The following is a 14,953-nucleotide window of genomic DNA, read 5'->3' as shown; positions in this document are numbered from 1 at the left end:
ATGGCGGTCGCTTCCGAACGGCGTGAATTCGCGGGTTTCGACGGTGGTGCGTGGGTCGCGGATATCGCCGGCCCCGCGGACGCGCCCACGGTCCTGCTGCTGCACGGCGGCGGCCAGACCCGCCATGCTTGGGGCGGCACCGCGAAGGCGCTGGCGCGGGCCGGCTGGCGCTCGATCGCGCTCGACCTGCCCGGACACGGCGACACGGCGTGGTCGGTCGACGGCGACTACCGCATCGAAACCCTGTCACGCGACATGGCCCGCTTCTGCCGCGACCTCGGCAGCCCACGGCTGGCCCTGGTCGGTGCATCGCTGGGCGGCATGATCGGCATGGCGATGGTTGCGCGCAGCGACGCACCGCCGATCGCGGCGCTGGCGCTGGTCGACATCGCGCCACGCATCGAGGCCAAGGGCGTGGACCGCATCGTGGACTTCATGCGCGCGCACCCTGAAGGTTTCGCCACACTCGACGACGCTGCCCGTCACATCGCGGCCTACCGCGGCCGGGCCGTCGTCGGGCATCACCGCGGGCTGCAGAAGAACCTGCGCTTGAACGCCGCTGGACGCTGGGCCTGGCACTGGGACCAGCGCCTGATGAACGACGAGAACCACAACCACCGCAACGATCCGGCATTCTTCGAGCGCGCCCTGGAGCAATACGGCGGGCCGCTGCTGCTGGTGCGCGGGGGGCGCAGCGACGTGATCAGCGAGGCTGGCGCCGCCGCGTTCCGCCAGACCTTCTCGCACGCGCGCTTCGTCAACCTGCCCGGGGCCGGGCACATGGTGGCCGGCGACGCCAACGACGCCTTCACCGCCAGCGTGATCGACTTCCTCGGCGACGTGATGCCTTTTTCCACCCCGGCCGCCGGGCCGGTCACCGGAGCACCCGCACCGTGAGTCTCAGATCCTTCACCCTGCACGACCAGATCGAGCGCAACGCCTGGCTGCACGGCAGCCGCACGGCCTTCGTCAGCGGCGCGCAGCGGGTCACGCACGCGCAATACGCGGTTCGCGTCGCCCGGCTGGCCGCCGGCCTGGCCGGGCTGGGCGTCGGCATCGGCGATCGGGTCGCGATCCTGGCCCACAACGGCCAAGAGTACGTCGATCTGTTCGGCGCGGCGGCGCGGCTGGGTGCAATCGTCGTGCCGGTCAATTGGCGGCTCTCGGCCGAAGAGGTTGCCTATGTGCTGCAGGACACCACGCCGCGCGTGCTGATCGCCGCGCCGGAGTTGCACGCCCTCGCGCCCGAGTCGGTGCGCGCGAACGCGCTGGCGTATAGCCTCGGACCGGCTTCGGACGCGGCCTGGCGCGCCGTCGGTGACCTGTACGTCGACGAGCCGATGGCCGCGGCCGCCATCGACGACAGCGCCGGCCTGGTCATCGTCCACACCGCCGCCGTCGGCGGGCGACCGCGCGGCGCGCTGCTGTCGCATCGCGGCCTGCTCGCCGCTGCGGCCAAGTCGCTGCAGGCCTGGAACCTGACGCCCGACGACGTGCTGCTCGGGGCGCTGCCGCTGTTTCACCTGGCCGGCATCGGCTACACGCTGGCGCTGCAGGCGGCCGGCGGCTCGACGATCGTGTTGCCGCGTTTCGACCCGAAGGCGATGGTCGCGCTGATCGACGAACAGGGCGGCAGCGTGATGGGTTCGTTCCCGCCCATGCTCGGCGCGTTGCTCGATGCGGCGGCCGAGGCCGGCTCGAAGCTCGCGCGCCTGCGCGTGGTCACCGGCATCGATGCGCCGGAAACCCTGGCCCGCTTCGCGGCGGCCTGCCCGCATGCCGACTTTTGGGTGGCCTACGGCCAGACCGAGACCTCGGGTTCGGTGTCCACCGCGCGCTACGCCGAGCGGCCGGGCAGCGCCGGCTGTCCGGTGGCCGGGCACACGGTGGCAATCGTCGACGACCTGGACCGCCCGGTGGCCGGGGGTGTCACGGGCGAGATCGTCGTGCGCGGGCCCATGGTGTTCAACGGTTACTGGGGCTGCGACGAAGACGACGCCTTCACCTTCCGCGGCGGCTGGCACCACACCGGCGACATGGGCCGCTTCGACGCCGATGGCTACCTCTGGTACGCCGGCCGCTCGCCGGCCAAGGAACTGATCAAGCCGGGCGGCGAGAACGTCTATCCCGCCGAGGTCGAGCGCGCGCTGCTCGAACACTCCGCGTTGGCCGAGGCGATCGTGTTCGGCGTGCCCGACGCGCAGTGGGGCGAGGCGGTCAAGGCGGTGTGCGTGCTGAAGCCGGGCCAGAGCTTGGCGGCCGAGGCCCTGATCGAATTCGTCGGCCAGCGCATCGCCCGCTACAAGAAGCCCAAGCATGTGGTCTTCGTGGCCGCCTTGCCGCGCAATCCGGCCGGCGGTCTCGATCGCGCGGCCGTGAAGGCCGCGCATGCCGGCACCTGACGATGTCAGCCCGGTGTGCTCAGGCCGCCGTTGACGCTGAGCGTCTGGCCGGTGATCGCGTCCGACTCCGGGCCGGCGAAGAATGCCGCGGCCTGTGCGATGTCCTTGCAGTGCACCGGGAACAGCATGCGCTTGCGCAGGTTCTCGATCATGCCCTGACCGTGCGCGCCGGCCAGCGCCGGCGAGCCGCCGCCCCAGCGCGGTTCGGCGTCCCAGATGTAGCTCATCGCCACCGCATTGATGCGGATGCCGTCGCGGCCCAGTTCGCGCGCCAGCACGCGGCACATCTGCATCATGCCGCCGGTGGCGCCGCCGATGAACGATTCGCCCACTGTCGCGACGCGCCCGGCATCGGTGCCGATCGCGACGATCTTGCCGTGGCGCTGCGTGCGCATCGCCGCCGCAGCGGCCTGGATCGCAAAAGCGCGCGTCAACCAGTGCGAGCGGATGTAGGCGTCGAAATCGGCGCCCTCCATCTCGGCAAACAGCTTGAAGGCAAGCGAATCGCTGCTGGCACCGGCGCCGCTGGCCACCAGCACGTCGAGCCTGCCATGGTGCTCGACGATGCGCGCGACCATCGCCTGCACGGCGCTGCGATCGGTCAGGTCGGCGGCCTCGAATTCAGCCTGGCCGCCGGCGGCGGCGATCTCTTCGACCACGGTGCCGCCGCTGTCGGCATTCCGGCCGTTGACGACCACGCGAGCACCACGCCGCGCCAGTTCGTGCGCCACGGCACGCCCGATGAAGGCGGTGGCGCCGGTCACAAGGGCAATCCTGTCTTGAAGCGAATCGGTTTGAGGCATATCGTTCGGCCTAACGCTTGTTCGGGAATCTCGTATTGTGATGGAGTTCGACTGCAGTGAGTAAACCTGAGGCGGTGATCGTCGGCGTCGCCGACGTGCCGTTGAAAGACGGCAAGGTGCTGACCCCGCTGTCGGTGCTGCAGATGCAGGCGCTGGCGGCGCGCGACGCGCTTGCCGATGCCGGCATTCCGATGCGCGAGGTCGATGGCCTGCTGACCGCCGGCCTCTGGGGCAACCCCGGACCGGGCCTGCTGCCAAGCGTGACCTTGTCCGAATACCTGGGCTTGGTGCCGCGCTACACCGACAGCACCAACATCGGCGGCTCGGCCTTCGAGGCCCACGTCGCGCATGCCGCCACCGCGATCGAGGCCGGGCGTTGCGAAGTCGCGCTGATCACCTACGGCAGCCTGCAGCGCAGCGAGGTCAGCCGCAACCTGGCCGGGCGGCCGTCGGTGCTGACGATGCAGTACGAAACGCCCTGGGGCGCGCCGACGCCGATCGGCGGTTATGCGATGGCGGCGATGCGCCACATGCACGAGTTCGGCACGACCTCGGAACACCTGGCCGAGATCGCGGTGGCGACGCGCAAGTGGGCCGCGCTGAACCCGGCCGCCACGATGCGCGGGCCGCTGTCGATCGAGGATGTGCTGAAGAGCCCGATGATCGCGGACCCGCTGCACCTGCTCGACGCCTGCCTGGTCACCGACGGCGGCGGCGCGATCGTGATGACCACCGCCGCGCACGCCAAGGCGCTGGGCCGCAAGGCGGTGCATGTGCGCGGCTACGGCGAATCGCACAGCCACTGGACCACGGCTGCGATGCCCGACCTGGCGCGCCTGACCGCCGCCGAGGTGGCCGGGCGCGAGGCCTTCGCGAGGGCCGGCATCGGCCACGACGCGATCGACGTGGTCGAGGTCTACGACTCTTTCACCATCACCGTGCTGATGACGCTCGAAGCGCTCGGCTTCTGCAAGCGTGGCGAGGGCGGCGCGTTCGTCTCGGGCCAGCGCACCGCGCCCGGCGGCGCGTTTCCGCTCAACACCAACGGCGGCGGGCTGTCGTATGCGCACCCGGGCATGTACGGCATCTTCCTGCTGATCGAGGCGGTGCGCCAGCTGCGCGGCGAATGCGGCGAGCGCCAGATCAAGGGCGCCGTCACCGCGCTGGTGCACGGCACCGGCGGGATGCTGTCCAGCGGCGCCACCTGCATTCTTTCGACCCGCTGATCTTTTCAAGCGACGACCACCATGTACGAAAAGCCCCTGCCCACCGTCGACCCGGAAAGCGCGCCCTACTGGTCGGCGCTGAAGGAAAACCGGCTGATCCTGAAGCATTGCCGCGACTGCGGCCGCCACCATTTCTACCCGCGCGCGCTGTGCCCGCATTGCCACTCCGACGCGCTGGAATGGTCCGACGCGCGCGGCACGGGCAGCATCTACAGCTTCACGGTCGCGCGCCGGCCGGCCGGCCCGGCGTTCAAGGCCGACGCACCCTACGTGGTGGCGGTCATCGACCTCGACGAAGGCGCGCGCATGATGACCAACATCGTCACCGACAACGTCGACGCGGTGCGCATCGGCCAGCGCGTGGCGGTGCAGTTCGATGCGGTGACCGACGAGGTCACACTGCCCAAGTTCAGGCTCGCCTGACCCTGCAGCTGCATGCCCATGGACTTCGAGATCGACCCCGACACGACCGCGATCGCCGAGGCGGTTCTGCGCTTCATCGAGCGCGAAGTGGTACCGCTGGAAGCGCGTCACCGCGACGTGCTCGGCAGCGAACGCACCCTGTTCCAGGGGGACGGCCGTTACGTGCCCGAGGCGCTGGCGCTGCGCCGCCGGGTGCGCATGCGCTCTGCCGAACTCGGTTACTACAGCCTGTTCGGCGACGAGAAACTCGGCGGCGCCGGCCTGGGCGCGCAGGTGATGGCCCATGTGCAGGAGGCGATCAACCACCGCTTCGGCCCCGGGCGCCCGCTGATCCAGACGGTGGTGCTGCCGTCGCCGTTCACGAACGGCCTGTCGCCGGTGCTGCGGCATCTGGACGCGCAGGTCTTCGAGCGTTACCGCGAAGGCATCGTCAGCGGCGACAAGACCTTGTGCTTCGCGCTCAGCGAGCCGGACGCGGGCTCGGACGTGCTTGCGATGAAAACGCGTGCGCTGCGCGACGGCGATCACTGGGTGCTCAACGGCACCAAGCAGTGGATCACCAACTCGCCCTACGCCGACCATGCGATGGTGTTCGCGCTGACCGATCCCGAAGCGGCGCTGCAGCGCAAGGGCGGCGTCACAGGCTTCTTCGTCGACACCGGCACGGCCGGTTTTTCGGTGCCGCGCCTCATCAACACCGTCGGGCATCTCGGCGGCGACACCGGGGTGGTGGTGCTCGACGGCGTGCGCGTGCCCGATGACCACCGCTTGGGCGCCGTCGGCCGTGGCCTGGCGGTGGCGATGGACGGCGTGAATGCCGGCCGCATGGGCATGGCCGCCACCTGCCTCGGGCTGGCGCGCTGGGCGCTCGACCAAGCGGTCGAGTACGCCAAGGTCCGCAAGACCTCGGGCGTGCCGATCGCGGAGCACCAGGCTGTGCAGTTCATGCTCGCCGACAGCGCGATGGACATCTACGCCGCCAAGTCGATGATCCAGAACTGTGCCTGGCGCATCGACCAAGGACAGTCCGCGACCGCGCAGGTCAGCATGGTCAAGGCCTTCTCGACCGAGATGCTGGGCCGCGTGATGGACCGCAGCATCCAGGTGCACGGTGCGATGGGGTTGACGAACGAGTTGCGCATCGAAGAGGGTTACCGATTCGCGCGCGTGATGCGCATCCCCGACGGCACCGCCGAGATCCAGCGCCGAACCATTGCGCGCCAACTGCTGGCGGGGCGCGGCGAGCTGTAGCCGACCGGATCGCCGTGCAACGCTGATGGCCACCGAAGAGGCATCGTGGGTCGATTGGTTCGCGGGAACCGCCGCGCTCTTGTCAGACCCGGCGATCCTGATCGAGCTCGCGTCGCGACGTGTCCTGCACGTCAACCAGGCATTCGTCGAGTGTCTCGGCTTCGCCGCCGCGCTTGTCGTCGGCCGCACCCCCGGCGATGCCGGATGGCTGGCAGCCGATTCCGGACTGGACTCGCTGCTCGAGTCGGTCGCCGCGGGGCCGGCAGCCCACGAGGTCATGTTGCGACTGCGCCGCCACGACGGTGTGCGGCTGGACTTGGCCGTGCGTGCGGCGGGGATCGGTGACCCGTGCCACCGCCTGGCCCAGCTGGTCGCGCGCGCGCAGGCCAGCGAGGCCATCGAGGCCAGTTCGCGGGCGGAACGCGAGGCCATTCTGCTGGGGGTCCCAGTCGGCATCGCGCTGACGCGGGACCGGCGCTTCGTGCACGTCAACCCGGCCTTCGAGCGCATTTTCGGTTGGGCTCCCGGCGAACTGGTGGGCCGGCCGGGGCGGGTGGTGTGGCCCAGCGACGCCGCCTACGAGGAGATCGGCCGCGCGCTCGGGCCCCGTCTGGCGCGCGGCGAGCCTGCCGAGTACGAGCTGCTCCACATGGTGTGGCCCGACCGCGGCCGGCGTGCCCTGCGCCTGGTTGCGCAGGCGCTGGAGCCGGCGCGTGGCACGGCAGGCGGAACACTGTGGATCTGCGAGGACATCAGCGAGCGCGTCAAGCTGGCCGAAGGCATCAGTGAAGCGCGCGCCAGAGCCGAGTCCGCCAGCCACGCCAAGAGCCAGTTCCTGGCCAACATGAGCCACGAACTGCGCACGCCGCTGAATGCCTTGCTTGGACTGGCGCGCCTGCTGCAGCAGGAAACCGGCGACGAGCGGCGCCGCCGCGAATACGTCGATCTCATCGCCGAAAGCGCGCGCAGCCTCTCCGCGATCGTGTCGGACATTCTCGACCTGTCGAAGATCGAGGCCGGGCACATGGTGCTCGAGGACGGGCCGCTGGACCTTCACGCACTCGTGCATTCGGTGCATGCCTCCTTCGGCGTGCTGGCGCGTGCGCGCGATCTGGCCTTCAACGTCGACATCGAGCCCGACGTGCCGCCGGTCGTGCAGGGTGATCGGCTGCGCCTGCGCCAGATCCTCGCCAACTTCGTCAACAACGCGCTCAAATTCACGTCGGAGGGCTCGGTCGAGATTCGTGTTTCCCGTCCGGATGCCGGGGCGATTCGTCTGGCGGTGCATGACACCGGGCCAGGCTTCGACGACGACACGCGCGGGCGACTGTTTCAACCCTTCACTCAGGCCGACGACTCCACCACCCGACGCTTCGGGGGCACCGGGCTCGGCCTGTCGATCTGCCGCGAACTGGCGACACTGATGGGGGGCACCGTGGGTGCTGAAAGCCGGGTCGGTCGGGGCAGCGTGTTCTGGGCTGAGCTGCCGCTGCCTGCGTCGCAGTCGGCACCCGTGAACTCCGACTTCGTCGGGCTCGATGTCGGCGCACTGCGCGGCCTGAACGTGCTCGTGGTCGAAGACAACCTGGTGAACATGTTGATCTGCGTCGCTCTGCTGGAACAGCGGGGTGCGTGTGTCTCTCAGGCGGGCGACGGCGAGCAGGCCCTGCAGGTCGTGCGCGCCCGTGCGGCGCAAGGCCCGCCGATCGACGTCGTCCTGATGGATCTGCAGATGCCGGTCATGGGAGGCCTCGAGGCCACACGCCGCCTGCGCGCCGAGTTCGACGCCGTCGCCATGCCGATCATCGGTCTGTCCGCCGCTGCCTTCACCACGGAGCGCGCCGAGGCACTGGACGCCGGCATGAACGACTTCGTGGTCAAGCCCATCGAGCCCCTGAAGCTGGAGCGCGCCATCCTGCGTGTCGCCGGGAGCCGACGTGCCTGACTCCCGCCGGCAGGCGAGCGAGAGCTTGACAAAGGTCCCATCTTGAAACCGAAAAACACAATCGCATGACCCCTCACGACTCGTCTGCCACCCAGCCCGCCAGTCAGCGATCGGGCCCGCTCGCGGGTGTGCGGGTCATCGATCTGTCGGCCGTGCTGATGGGCCCGTATGCGACGCAGATACTGGCCGATCACGGCGCCGACGTGATCAAGGTCGAGTCACCGGGCGGTGGCGACTCGACACGCCAGATCGGTCCGGCACGCCACCGCGGCATGGGCCCGCTGTTCCTGAACCTGAACCGCAGCAAGCGCAGCGTGGTGCTCGACCTCAAGCAACCCGAGGGCTTGGAGGCGATGCAGCGGCTGCTGTCGGGCGCCGATGTGTTCATGCACAACTTGCGGCCTGCATCGATCGACGCGCTGGGTCTGGGTTACGAGGCCGTCGAAGCCATCCGGCCCGGCATCATCTGGTGCGGCATGTACGGCTATGGCGAGAGTGGCCCCTATGCGGGGCGGCCCGCCTACGACGATCTGATCCAGGGCGCGGTGGGAATCGCCGACCTGCAGGCGCGCGCCGGGCAAGGAGAGCCGCGCTACGTGCCGCTTGTCCTCGCCGACCGCATGGCCGGGTTGCACGCCGTGCACAGCATTTCGATGGCGCTGTTCGCGCGTGAGAAGACTGGTCGCGGCTGCCGCATCGACGTGCCGATGTTCGAGACCCTGGCGAGCGTCGTGCTCGGCGATCACCTGTACGGGCAGACCTTCGAGCCTCCCGAAGGCGAGACCGGTTATGTGCGCCTGCTCTCGCCCGGGCGCCGCCCCTACGCGACGCGCGACGGCTACATTTGTGCGCTCGTCTACAACGACGGCCAATGGAGGCGCTTCCTGGCAGCGATCGGGCGCGACGACCTGCTGCAGGACGCGCGCTTCGCCGACCTCGCCAATCGCACGCACCACATCGACCACGTCTACGCCTTTCTGGGCGACACGCTGGCCGGGCGCGGCAGCGCCGAGTGGCTCGCCCTGTTCGACGCCATCGACGTGCCGGCCACGCCGCTGAACAGCGTGGACAGCCTGCTCGATGACCCGCACATCCGGGCGGTGGGCCTGGTGCCCAGCGTCGAGCATCCGAGCGAAGGCACGCTGCGCATGCCGCGCGTGCCGGTCGACTGGAGCGACCACCGGCCCGGCGCCATCGAGCCGGCGCCGCGCCTGGGTGAACATACCGAGTCGGTGCTGCAGGAATGCGGCTATGGTGCGCAGCGGATCGCTGCGCTGTTGAAAAGCGGCGCCGCATGGGCGAGCGCACCGGAGGCCAAGCCATGAGTCAATCAACGATGGGCGTCAAGCGCCTGGCCGGCGCGGTCGGTGCCGAGATTTCGGGGCTCGATCTGCGTGAGCCGCTGACCGCGGAGCAGAGCGCCGCGCTGCGGCGCATCTGGCTCGAGCACGGCGTGGTGTTCCTGCGCGACCAGCACATCACGCCGGAGCAGTTTCTGGCCTTTGCGCAAGCCATCGGCACGCCGGTGGAGTACCCGTTCGTCAACGGCATTCCGGGCTACCCGTACATCATCGAAGTCAAGAAACTCGAACACGAACGGGTCAACTTCGGCGGTGTGTGGCACAGCGACACGGCCTACCTTGACCTGCCGCCGATGGCGACGCTGCTGCTCGCGCGCGAGGTTCCGCCGCAGGGCGGCGACACCCTGTTCGCCAACCAGGTGGCGGCCTACGACGCACTGTCAGACGGCATGAAGCGGCTGCTCGACGGCCTGCGCTGCGTCAACAGCTCGGCCAAGGCCGACACCTCGCGCACGCGCGAGGACCGCATCGCCGAAGGCGGCCGCGGCGACCGGCGCGAATACAGCGTCGAGCATCCGGCCGTGCGTGTGCATCCCGAAACCGGGCGGCGCGCGCTGTACATGAACTCGGCGCACACGGTGCGCTTCGCCGGCATGACGGAAGATGAAAGCGCCCCCCTGCTGCGCTTTCTTCACAAGCACCAGAAGAAGGAAGAGTTCACCTGCCGCTTCCATTGGCAGGCGGGCTCGATGGCGCTGTGGGACAACCGCTGTGCGCAGCATTACCCGATCAACGACTACCACGGTCATCGCCGCGTGATGAACCGCATCACGCTGGCAGGCGACGTACCGCAAGGCCCGTCGGCGGGCGCGGCGATCTGAACCGCCGCCGCGCGCGCAGCGTCCGTTCTTGAACGCCCGGGGCCTGCCGACCAGCAGGCCGCCGAGACCCCACGGTCACACCGACTGGCCTGCGGTTCGCAACACCCGTTGCAGCGCATCCAGCACCACGGCGCGCGCCTTGTGCTGCGGGTCGTGGCCGACGCCGGGCAGGGCGCTGACCTCCAGCGCCATCACGCCGTTCTCGATCAGGGCGCGAGCGCTGGGCTGCCAGCCGTAGTCGTCGCCTTGCCCGAACACCGCGCTCACCGGGCAGCGCACCGCGCCGATCTGTTCCGCCATCGACCAGCCGACCGCATCGTCGGTGGACCACGGTTCGTACCAGGCCCAGAACATCGAATCGGTCTTGTCGCCGTGGTGGCGCATCAGCCGTTCGCGCAGGCCGCCGTGCTCGAAGGCCTGGCGCGCGCCGGCCATCGCCCGCACCATGTGCAGGTCGAGCGCGATCGTCGGCGAGCAGGCGCAAACCGCGCGCACGATCTCGGGGTGTGCCGCCGCGGCCAGCACCGCCATCGCGCCACCGTCGCTGTGCCCGAACAGCACCGCGCTGCCGATGCCGAAGTGGCGTAACAGGTCGCCGAACACCGGGCCGGCCTCTTCATGCCGATAGGCCCGCACGCGGCCCGCGGTGAGCGCGTCCGAACCCCCGTAGCCCCAGCGGTCGTACGACAGCACCGGCATGCCCGTGGCGGCCGCGATCGCCTCGGGCAGGTCCTTCCAGGTGCTGGTGCAATCGAGCCCGCCGTGCAGCATCACGACCACGGGTCGCGCGCTGTCGATCCGGCCCCAGGTCCTGGCGCTGAGGCGGTGACCACCGGCGGTGAACTGATGCTCCTGCACGGGTGGAGGCCGCATCAGTACGACTTCGGCAGCCCGAGCACGTGCTCGCCGATGTAGTTCAGCAGCATCTCGTTGTTGATCGGCGCGATCTCGAGCAGCCGGATCATCGGCCACAGCGTGACGACGTCGTAGTCGCGGTCGAAGCCGTAGCCGCCGTGGGTCTGCAGCGCCGCCTCGACCGCCGCGACCGCGGCGCGCGAGGCCAGCAGCTTGGCCATGTTGGCGTGGGCGCCGGCGTCCTCGCCGCTGTCGAAGCGGTCGGCGGCGTCGTAGGTCATCAGCCGCGCGGCTTCGAGTTCGGCCTTGGCCAGCGCCATGCGGTGCTGCAGCGCCTGATAACTGCCGATCGGTTTGCCGAAGGGCTTGCGGTCCTTCGAATACGCCACGCCCTTGGCCAGCGCGTAGTCGCCCAGGCCCAGCGCAGCGCCGGCCGCCAGCAGGCGCTCGGAGTTCAGGCCCTCGAACATCAGCTTGGCGCCCTTGCCGGGCTCGCCGATCAGGCCGTCGGCAGCGACCTTGACGTTGTCGAAGAACACCATGTACTGGCGCTCCGCGGTCTCGACCTGAATGTTGAGCTGCTTCAGCGTGATGCCCGGCGCTTTCATGTCGACGACGAACAGCGAGATTCCCTCGGTGCGGTGCTTCACTTCACCGGCCTTGGTGGTGCGCGCCACCACCAGCATGATGTCGGCGTCGCGCGCGCCGGAGATGAAGACTTTCTGGCCGTTCAGCGTCCAGCCGCCGTCGCCGTTTGGCGTGGCCAGGGTCGTCATCGCGAAGCTGTTGGTGCCGGCGTTCGGCTCGGTGATCGCGAAGCACATCTTCAGCTCGCCGGTGCAGGTCGGCGTCACGTACTTGGCGATCTGCTCGCGCGTGCCGTGGCGCACGATCGGCACCCGGCCGAGGCCGGTGACGACGAGGAACAGCGTCGGCACGCCGGCCAGCGCCAGCGCCTCGTTGAGCGCGGTGATCTCGAGCACACCGCCACCCGAGCCGCCGTATTCCTCGGGGATCGACAAGCCCAGCAGGCCGAACTTGCCCAGGGCCTGCCAGAGCTCCTCGGGGAAGCGGTCTTCCTTGATGCACTGCAGGATGTAGCTGCGCGGGTACTGCGCAGTGACACCGCGCGTGGCTTCCTGGATGTCGCGCACCCGGGCCTGGATCATGGACGACGCGGTCTTGCGGCCGGCTGGCGTGCTAACGGTGTTCATTCGGAATCCTTTCGAGGTCGTTCGGCAGGTCGTGTGAAGTGTGCAGGGTCAGAAGGCCAGGTCGGCGGGCACCGGCACCGGGTGGTCGAGCAGCATCTGCGCATAGGCCTTGCCTTGCGAGTCCATGCGCACCGAGGCAATGCCACCGCCGCCCAGGGCCTCATGCAGCATGAAGTTCAGCGACTGCGTGCCCGGCAGGTCGTAGCGTTGGACCTTGCCGAGCACAAGGTGCGCGAACCAGTGGGCCACCGCCTCTTCGGTGATCGCGGCGCGGATGTAGGGCAGGAATTCGGGACGGCGCGCGATGATGCCGATGTTGGCCGCATCACCCTTGTCGCCGCTGCGGCCCCAGGCCAGTTGCACCAGCGGCACGCTGCGCGTGCCGCGTGCGAAGGCGTCGGGCGGCGGCAGCGGGCCGCCCACGGCCGGCAGCGCCTCGAGGTCGAACGGCTTGCCGGCGAGTTGCGGCGCGGTGACCTTTTGCGCTCCCATGTCGATGCTGACACCGAGCTGCGACTTCGGTACCAGGCACGAGAACAGCCGCACCACCGGCTGCACCTTGGGCCGGCCGCCGGTGAAGCCGGTGATCGCCGGCGACGACATCAGCGCCATCGGCGCGACCTCGCGCGAGAACAGCTCCAGCGCGTCTTTCAGCGGATGGCGCACGCCGACCTTGAGCATCACCTCGCGCGCCGCGCTGCGCGCCCGCGCGCCATAGGTGTCCTCGGCGCCGATCGCCTCGACGCTGACCTCGGTGAAGTCGGGCCAGCCGCGTTCGCGGTAATGGCGCCGCATGCGCGCCAGCATCGCGGCGCCGGTGCGCCGCGCCTTCGCGCCGGCGTCGATGCCGCCGATCATGAACAGGCTCATCGCGCGAAAGCCGTCGGCGTAGGTAAGGCTGGCCTTGGCCTGGTCGGTGGGCGCTCGGCCGCGTGCACCCTTGACCTCGACCCGGTCGGGTCCGGCCTGCGTCAGCGTCACGGCGGTGAAGTCGCAGACTACGTCGGGCAGGATGTAGGCGCGCGGGTCGCCGATCTCGTAGAGCATCTGCTCGCCCACCGTCGAGGGGCAAATCAGCCCGCCCGTGCCGGCCGGTTTGGTGATGACGAAGCTGCCGTCGGCGCGGCACTCGGCGATCGGGAAGCCCATGTCGTCCCAGCCCGGAACGCTCGCCCAGTCGGTGTAATTGCCGCCGGTGGCCTGGGTGCCGCATTCGATCAGGTGGCCGGCCAGGCTGCCCTGCGCCAACTGGTCCAGATCGTCGGCTTTCCAGCCGAAGCGCGCGATCAGTGGCGCCAGCGTGACGGCGCTGTCGACGCAGCGGCCGGTGACGACGATGTCGGCGCCGGCGGCCAGCGCCGCGGCAATCGGGAACGCGCCCAGGTAGGCATTGGCGCTCATCACCTTGGCCGGGAAGGCTGCGCCGGAGAACATCTCCTGCACGCCGGCGGCGCGCATGGCCTCGACCTGCGGCATCAGGTCGTCGCCGAGCACGGCGGCGATCTTCAGCTCCACGCCTTCGGCCTGCGCGGCGGCCACCAGCGCGTCGCGGCACGCGGAAGGGTTGACGCCGCCGGCGTTGGCGATGACCTGGATGCCGCGCGCCTTGATCTGCTTCATCAGCGGCTTCATCGTCGCGACGAAGTCGGGCGCGTAGCCCTGGGTCGGGTCCTTGGCCTTGGCGCGGATCAGCAGCGACATCGTGATCTCGGCCAGGTAGTCGAAGACCAGCACGTCGATGTCGCCGCGTTCGACGAGTTGGGCCGCGGCGAACTCGGTGTCGCCCCAGAAGCCGGAAGCGCAGCCGATGCGGAGGGTGTCTTTGCTCATGGGTCTTGTCTCCTGGAAAGGGAAGCGGTCTCGCGGCCCGGCCTAGGCATCGCCGCGCGGCCAGAAGATGCGCCAGATGCCCTTGGCCGTGGCGCAGACGCGGCCCTGTGCGTCGAACAACTGGCCCTCGGCGAAGGCCACGCTGCGGCTGGCGCGCACGACCTTGCCGCGGGCCTCGAAGTGATCACCGCTGGCGGCTTCGACGTAGCTGATGTCGAGGTTGATCGTCGACTGGCGCAGTCGCTGCGGGTCGATGCCGCGCATCTCGGGGCGCGCGAGCAGCGACGAGGCGATCGCGCAACCGAGCGCGCCGTCGAACATGTAGGCGATCACGCCGCCGTTGAGCACGCTGTCGGAGCCGCCGCCGCCGCGCTGCGTGGCCATCACCTGCGGCAGCCGCACGGCGGCCTCGCCGACGCCCACCACGTCGACCTCCAGGCCCTGTGCGCGCATAAAGGTGCTGTTGCCCCAGCGTTTCCAGAACGCATCGACGACATGCTGGGGCAGGGGGGTGTCGGTCACGGCTCGAACTCCGATTCAAGAGGCCAGATCGAGCGCACGGATGCGCTCCACGTGCGCCAGCAGCGAACGCTTCGCCATCGGCCACAGATTCCTCGGCGTGTCGGCATAGGCCAGCGCCACCCAGTCCTCGGACTCGCCCTCGGGCTTCGCGCGCATCGCGGCGATCACCTTGGCTTCGCGACCCAGGCGGTGTGCCTTGAGCCGGGCGATGGTGTCAGCGGCCGAGCCCATCACGTGGCCGTGCGCGGGCAGGATGAAGCGGATGGCGTCGCCGCCGCACGCCGCGCTCAGCGCGTCGAG

The 14,953-nt window shown here is 69.6% G+C and carries 13 protein-coding genes and 1 pseudogene; 8 read left to right on the top strand and 6 right to left on the bottom strand.

All coding sequences use genetic code 11. The annotated features are described in order from the left end of the window. A complete protein-coding gene (locus ACWH49_RS00070) occupies positions 1–897 on the top strand; it encodes an alpha/beta fold hydrolase (protein ID WP_448169572.1) in 897 nt (298 codons plus the stop codon). Then, entirely contained in the window at positions 894–2,402 is a 1,509-nt protein-coding gene (locus tag ACWH49_RS00065; RefSeq protein ID WP_448169571.1) for an AMP-binding protein, read from the top strand. The genes ACWH49_RS00070 and ACWH49_RS00065 overlap by 4 nt, the downstream gene beginning before the upstream one ends. A gap of 5 nt (positions 2,403–2,407) precedes the next feature. On the opposite strand, the gene ACWH49_RS00060 is transcribed toward ACWH49_RS00065, so the two are convergent. Further along, a complete protein-coding gene (locus tag ACWH49_RS00060; protein WP_448169570.1) occupies positions 2,408–3,166 on the bottom strand; it encodes an SDR family NAD(P)-dependent oxidoreductase in 759 nt (252 codons plus the stop codon). Between the two features lie 95 nt (positions 3,167–3,261). Between ACWH49_RS00060 and ACWH49_RS00055 the strand changes: the two genes are divergently transcribed. From ACWH49_RS00055 to ACWH49_RS00030, 6 genes are all read left to right on the top strand, one after another. Next, complete coding sequence (locus ACWH49_RS00055) at positions 3,262–4,431, top strand: acetyl-CoA acetyltransferase (RefSeq protein ID WP_448169569.1); 1,170 nt, start codon at positions 3,262–3,264, stop codon at positions 4,429–4,431. A 21-nt stretch (positions 4,432–4,452) separates the two neighbouring features. Continuing rightward, positions 4,453–4,854: a Zn-ribbon domain-containing OB-fold protein gene (locus ACWH49_RS00050; protein WP_448169568.1), complete on the top strand. Its 402-nt coding sequence runs from the start codon at positions 4,453–4,455 to the stop codon at positions 4,852–4,854. A gap of 12 nt (positions 4,855–4,866) precedes the next feature. Continuing rightward, positions 4,867–6,105, top strand: coding sequence for an acyl-CoA dehydrogenase family protein (locus ACWH49_RS00045; protein WP_448169567.1), 1,239 nt, complete (start codon positions 4,867–4,869; stop codon positions 6,103–6,105). A 25-nt stretch (positions 6,106–6,130) separates the two neighbouring features. Beyond that, positions 6,131–8,050, top strand: coding sequence for an ATP-binding protein (locus ACWH49_RS00040; RefSeq protein ID WP_448169566.1), 1,920 nt, complete (start codon positions 6,131–6,133; stop codon positions 8,048–8,050). A gap of 65 nt (positions 8,051–8,115) precedes the next feature. Then, positions 8,116–9,375: a CaiB/BaiF CoA transferase family protein gene (locus ACWH49_RS00035; protein WP_448169565.1), complete on the top strand. Its 1,260-nt coding sequence runs from the start codon at positions 8,116–8,118 to the stop codon at positions 9,373–9,375. Further along, on the top strand, positions 9,372–10,232 hold the full coding sequence (locus ACWH49_RS00030) for a TauD/TfdA dioxygenase family protein (protein WP_448169564.1): 861 nt from the start codon (positions 9,372–9,374) through the stop codon (positions 10,230–10,232). The genes ACWH49_RS00035 and ACWH49_RS00030 overlap by 4 nt, the downstream gene beginning before the upstream one ends. 75 nt (positions 10,233–10,307) lie before the next feature. On the opposite strand, the gene ACWH49_RS00025 is transcribed toward ACWH49_RS00030, so the two are convergent. The 5 genes and pseudogenes from ACWH49_RS00025 to ACWH49_RS00005 form a co-directional block, all read right to left on the bottom strand. After that, a complete protein-coding gene (locus ACWH49_RS00025) occupies positions 10,308–11,105 on the bottom strand; it encodes an alpha/beta fold hydrolase (protein ID WP_448169563.1) in 798 nt (265 codons plus the stop codon). Then, positions 11,105–12,301, bottom strand: a complete 1,197-nt coding sequence (locus ACWH49_RS00020) for an acyl-CoA dehydrogenase family protein (protein WP_448169562.1) — start codon at positions 12,299–12,301, stop codon at positions 11,105–11,107. The genes ACWH49_RS00025 and ACWH49_RS00020 overlap by 1 nt, the downstream gene beginning before the upstream one ends. 48 nt (positions 12,302–12,349) lie before the next feature. Then, on the bottom strand, positions 12,350–14,131 hold the full coding sequence (locus tag ACWH49_RS00015) for an acyclic terpene utilization AtuA family protein (RefSeq protein ID WP_448169561.1): 1,782 nt from the start codon (positions 14,129–14,131) through the stop codon (positions 12,350–12,352). A gap of 42 nt (positions 14,132–14,173) precedes the next feature. Continuing rightward, a complete protein-coding gene (locus ACWH49_RS00010) occupies positions 14,174–14,653 on the bottom strand; it encodes a PaaI family thioesterase (protein ID WP_448169560.1) in 480 nt (159 codons plus the stop codon). Positions 14,654–14,668: 15 nt separating this feature from the next. Beyond that, a pseudogene (locus ACWH49_RS00005) lies at positions 14,669–14,953 on the bottom strand (MBL fold metallo-hydrolase); the annotation flags it as partial.

This window comes from Rhizobacter fulvus (assembly GCF_964020785.1).
This window is presented reverse-complemented; position numbering and strand designations above follow the sequence as displayed.

Coding starts and splice junctions, on each gene's coding strand:
- ACWH49_RS00070 (WP_448169572.1), top strand. CDS start 1: ATGGCGGTCGCTTCCGAACGGCGTGAATTCGCGGGTTTCGACGGTGGT.
- ACWH49_RS00050 (WP_448169568.1), top strand. CDS start 4,453: ATGTACGAAAAGCCCCTGCCCACCGTCGACCCGGAAAGCGCGCCCTAC.
- ACWH49_RS00045 (WP_448169567.1), top strand. CDS start 4,867: ATGCCCATGGACTTCGAGATCGACCCCGACACGACCGCGATCGCCGAG.
- ACWH49_RS00040 (WP_448169566.1), top strand. CDS start 6,131: ATGGCCACCGAAGAGGCATCGTGGGTCGATTGGTTCGCGGGAACCGCC.
- ACWH49_RS00035 (WP_448169565.1), top strand. CDS start 8,116: ATGACCCCTCACGACTCGTCTGCCACCCAGCCCGCCAGTCAGCGATCG.
- ACWH49_RS00030 (WP_448169564.1), top strand. CDS start 9,372: ATGAGTCAATCAACGATGGGCGTCAAGCGCCTGGCCGGCGCGGTCGGT.
- ACWH49_RS00025 (WP_448169563.1), bottom strand. CDS start 11,105: ATGCGGCCTCCACCCGTGCAGGAGCATCAGTTCACCGCCGGTGGTCAC.
- ACWH49_RS00020 (WP_448169562.1), bottom strand. CDS start 12,301: ATGAACACCGTTAGCACGCCAGCCGGCCGCAAGACCGCGTCGTCCATG.
- ACWH49_RS00015 (WP_448169561.1), bottom strand. CDS start 14,131: ATGAGCAAAGACACCCTCCGCATCGGCTGCGCTTCCGGCTTCTGGGGC.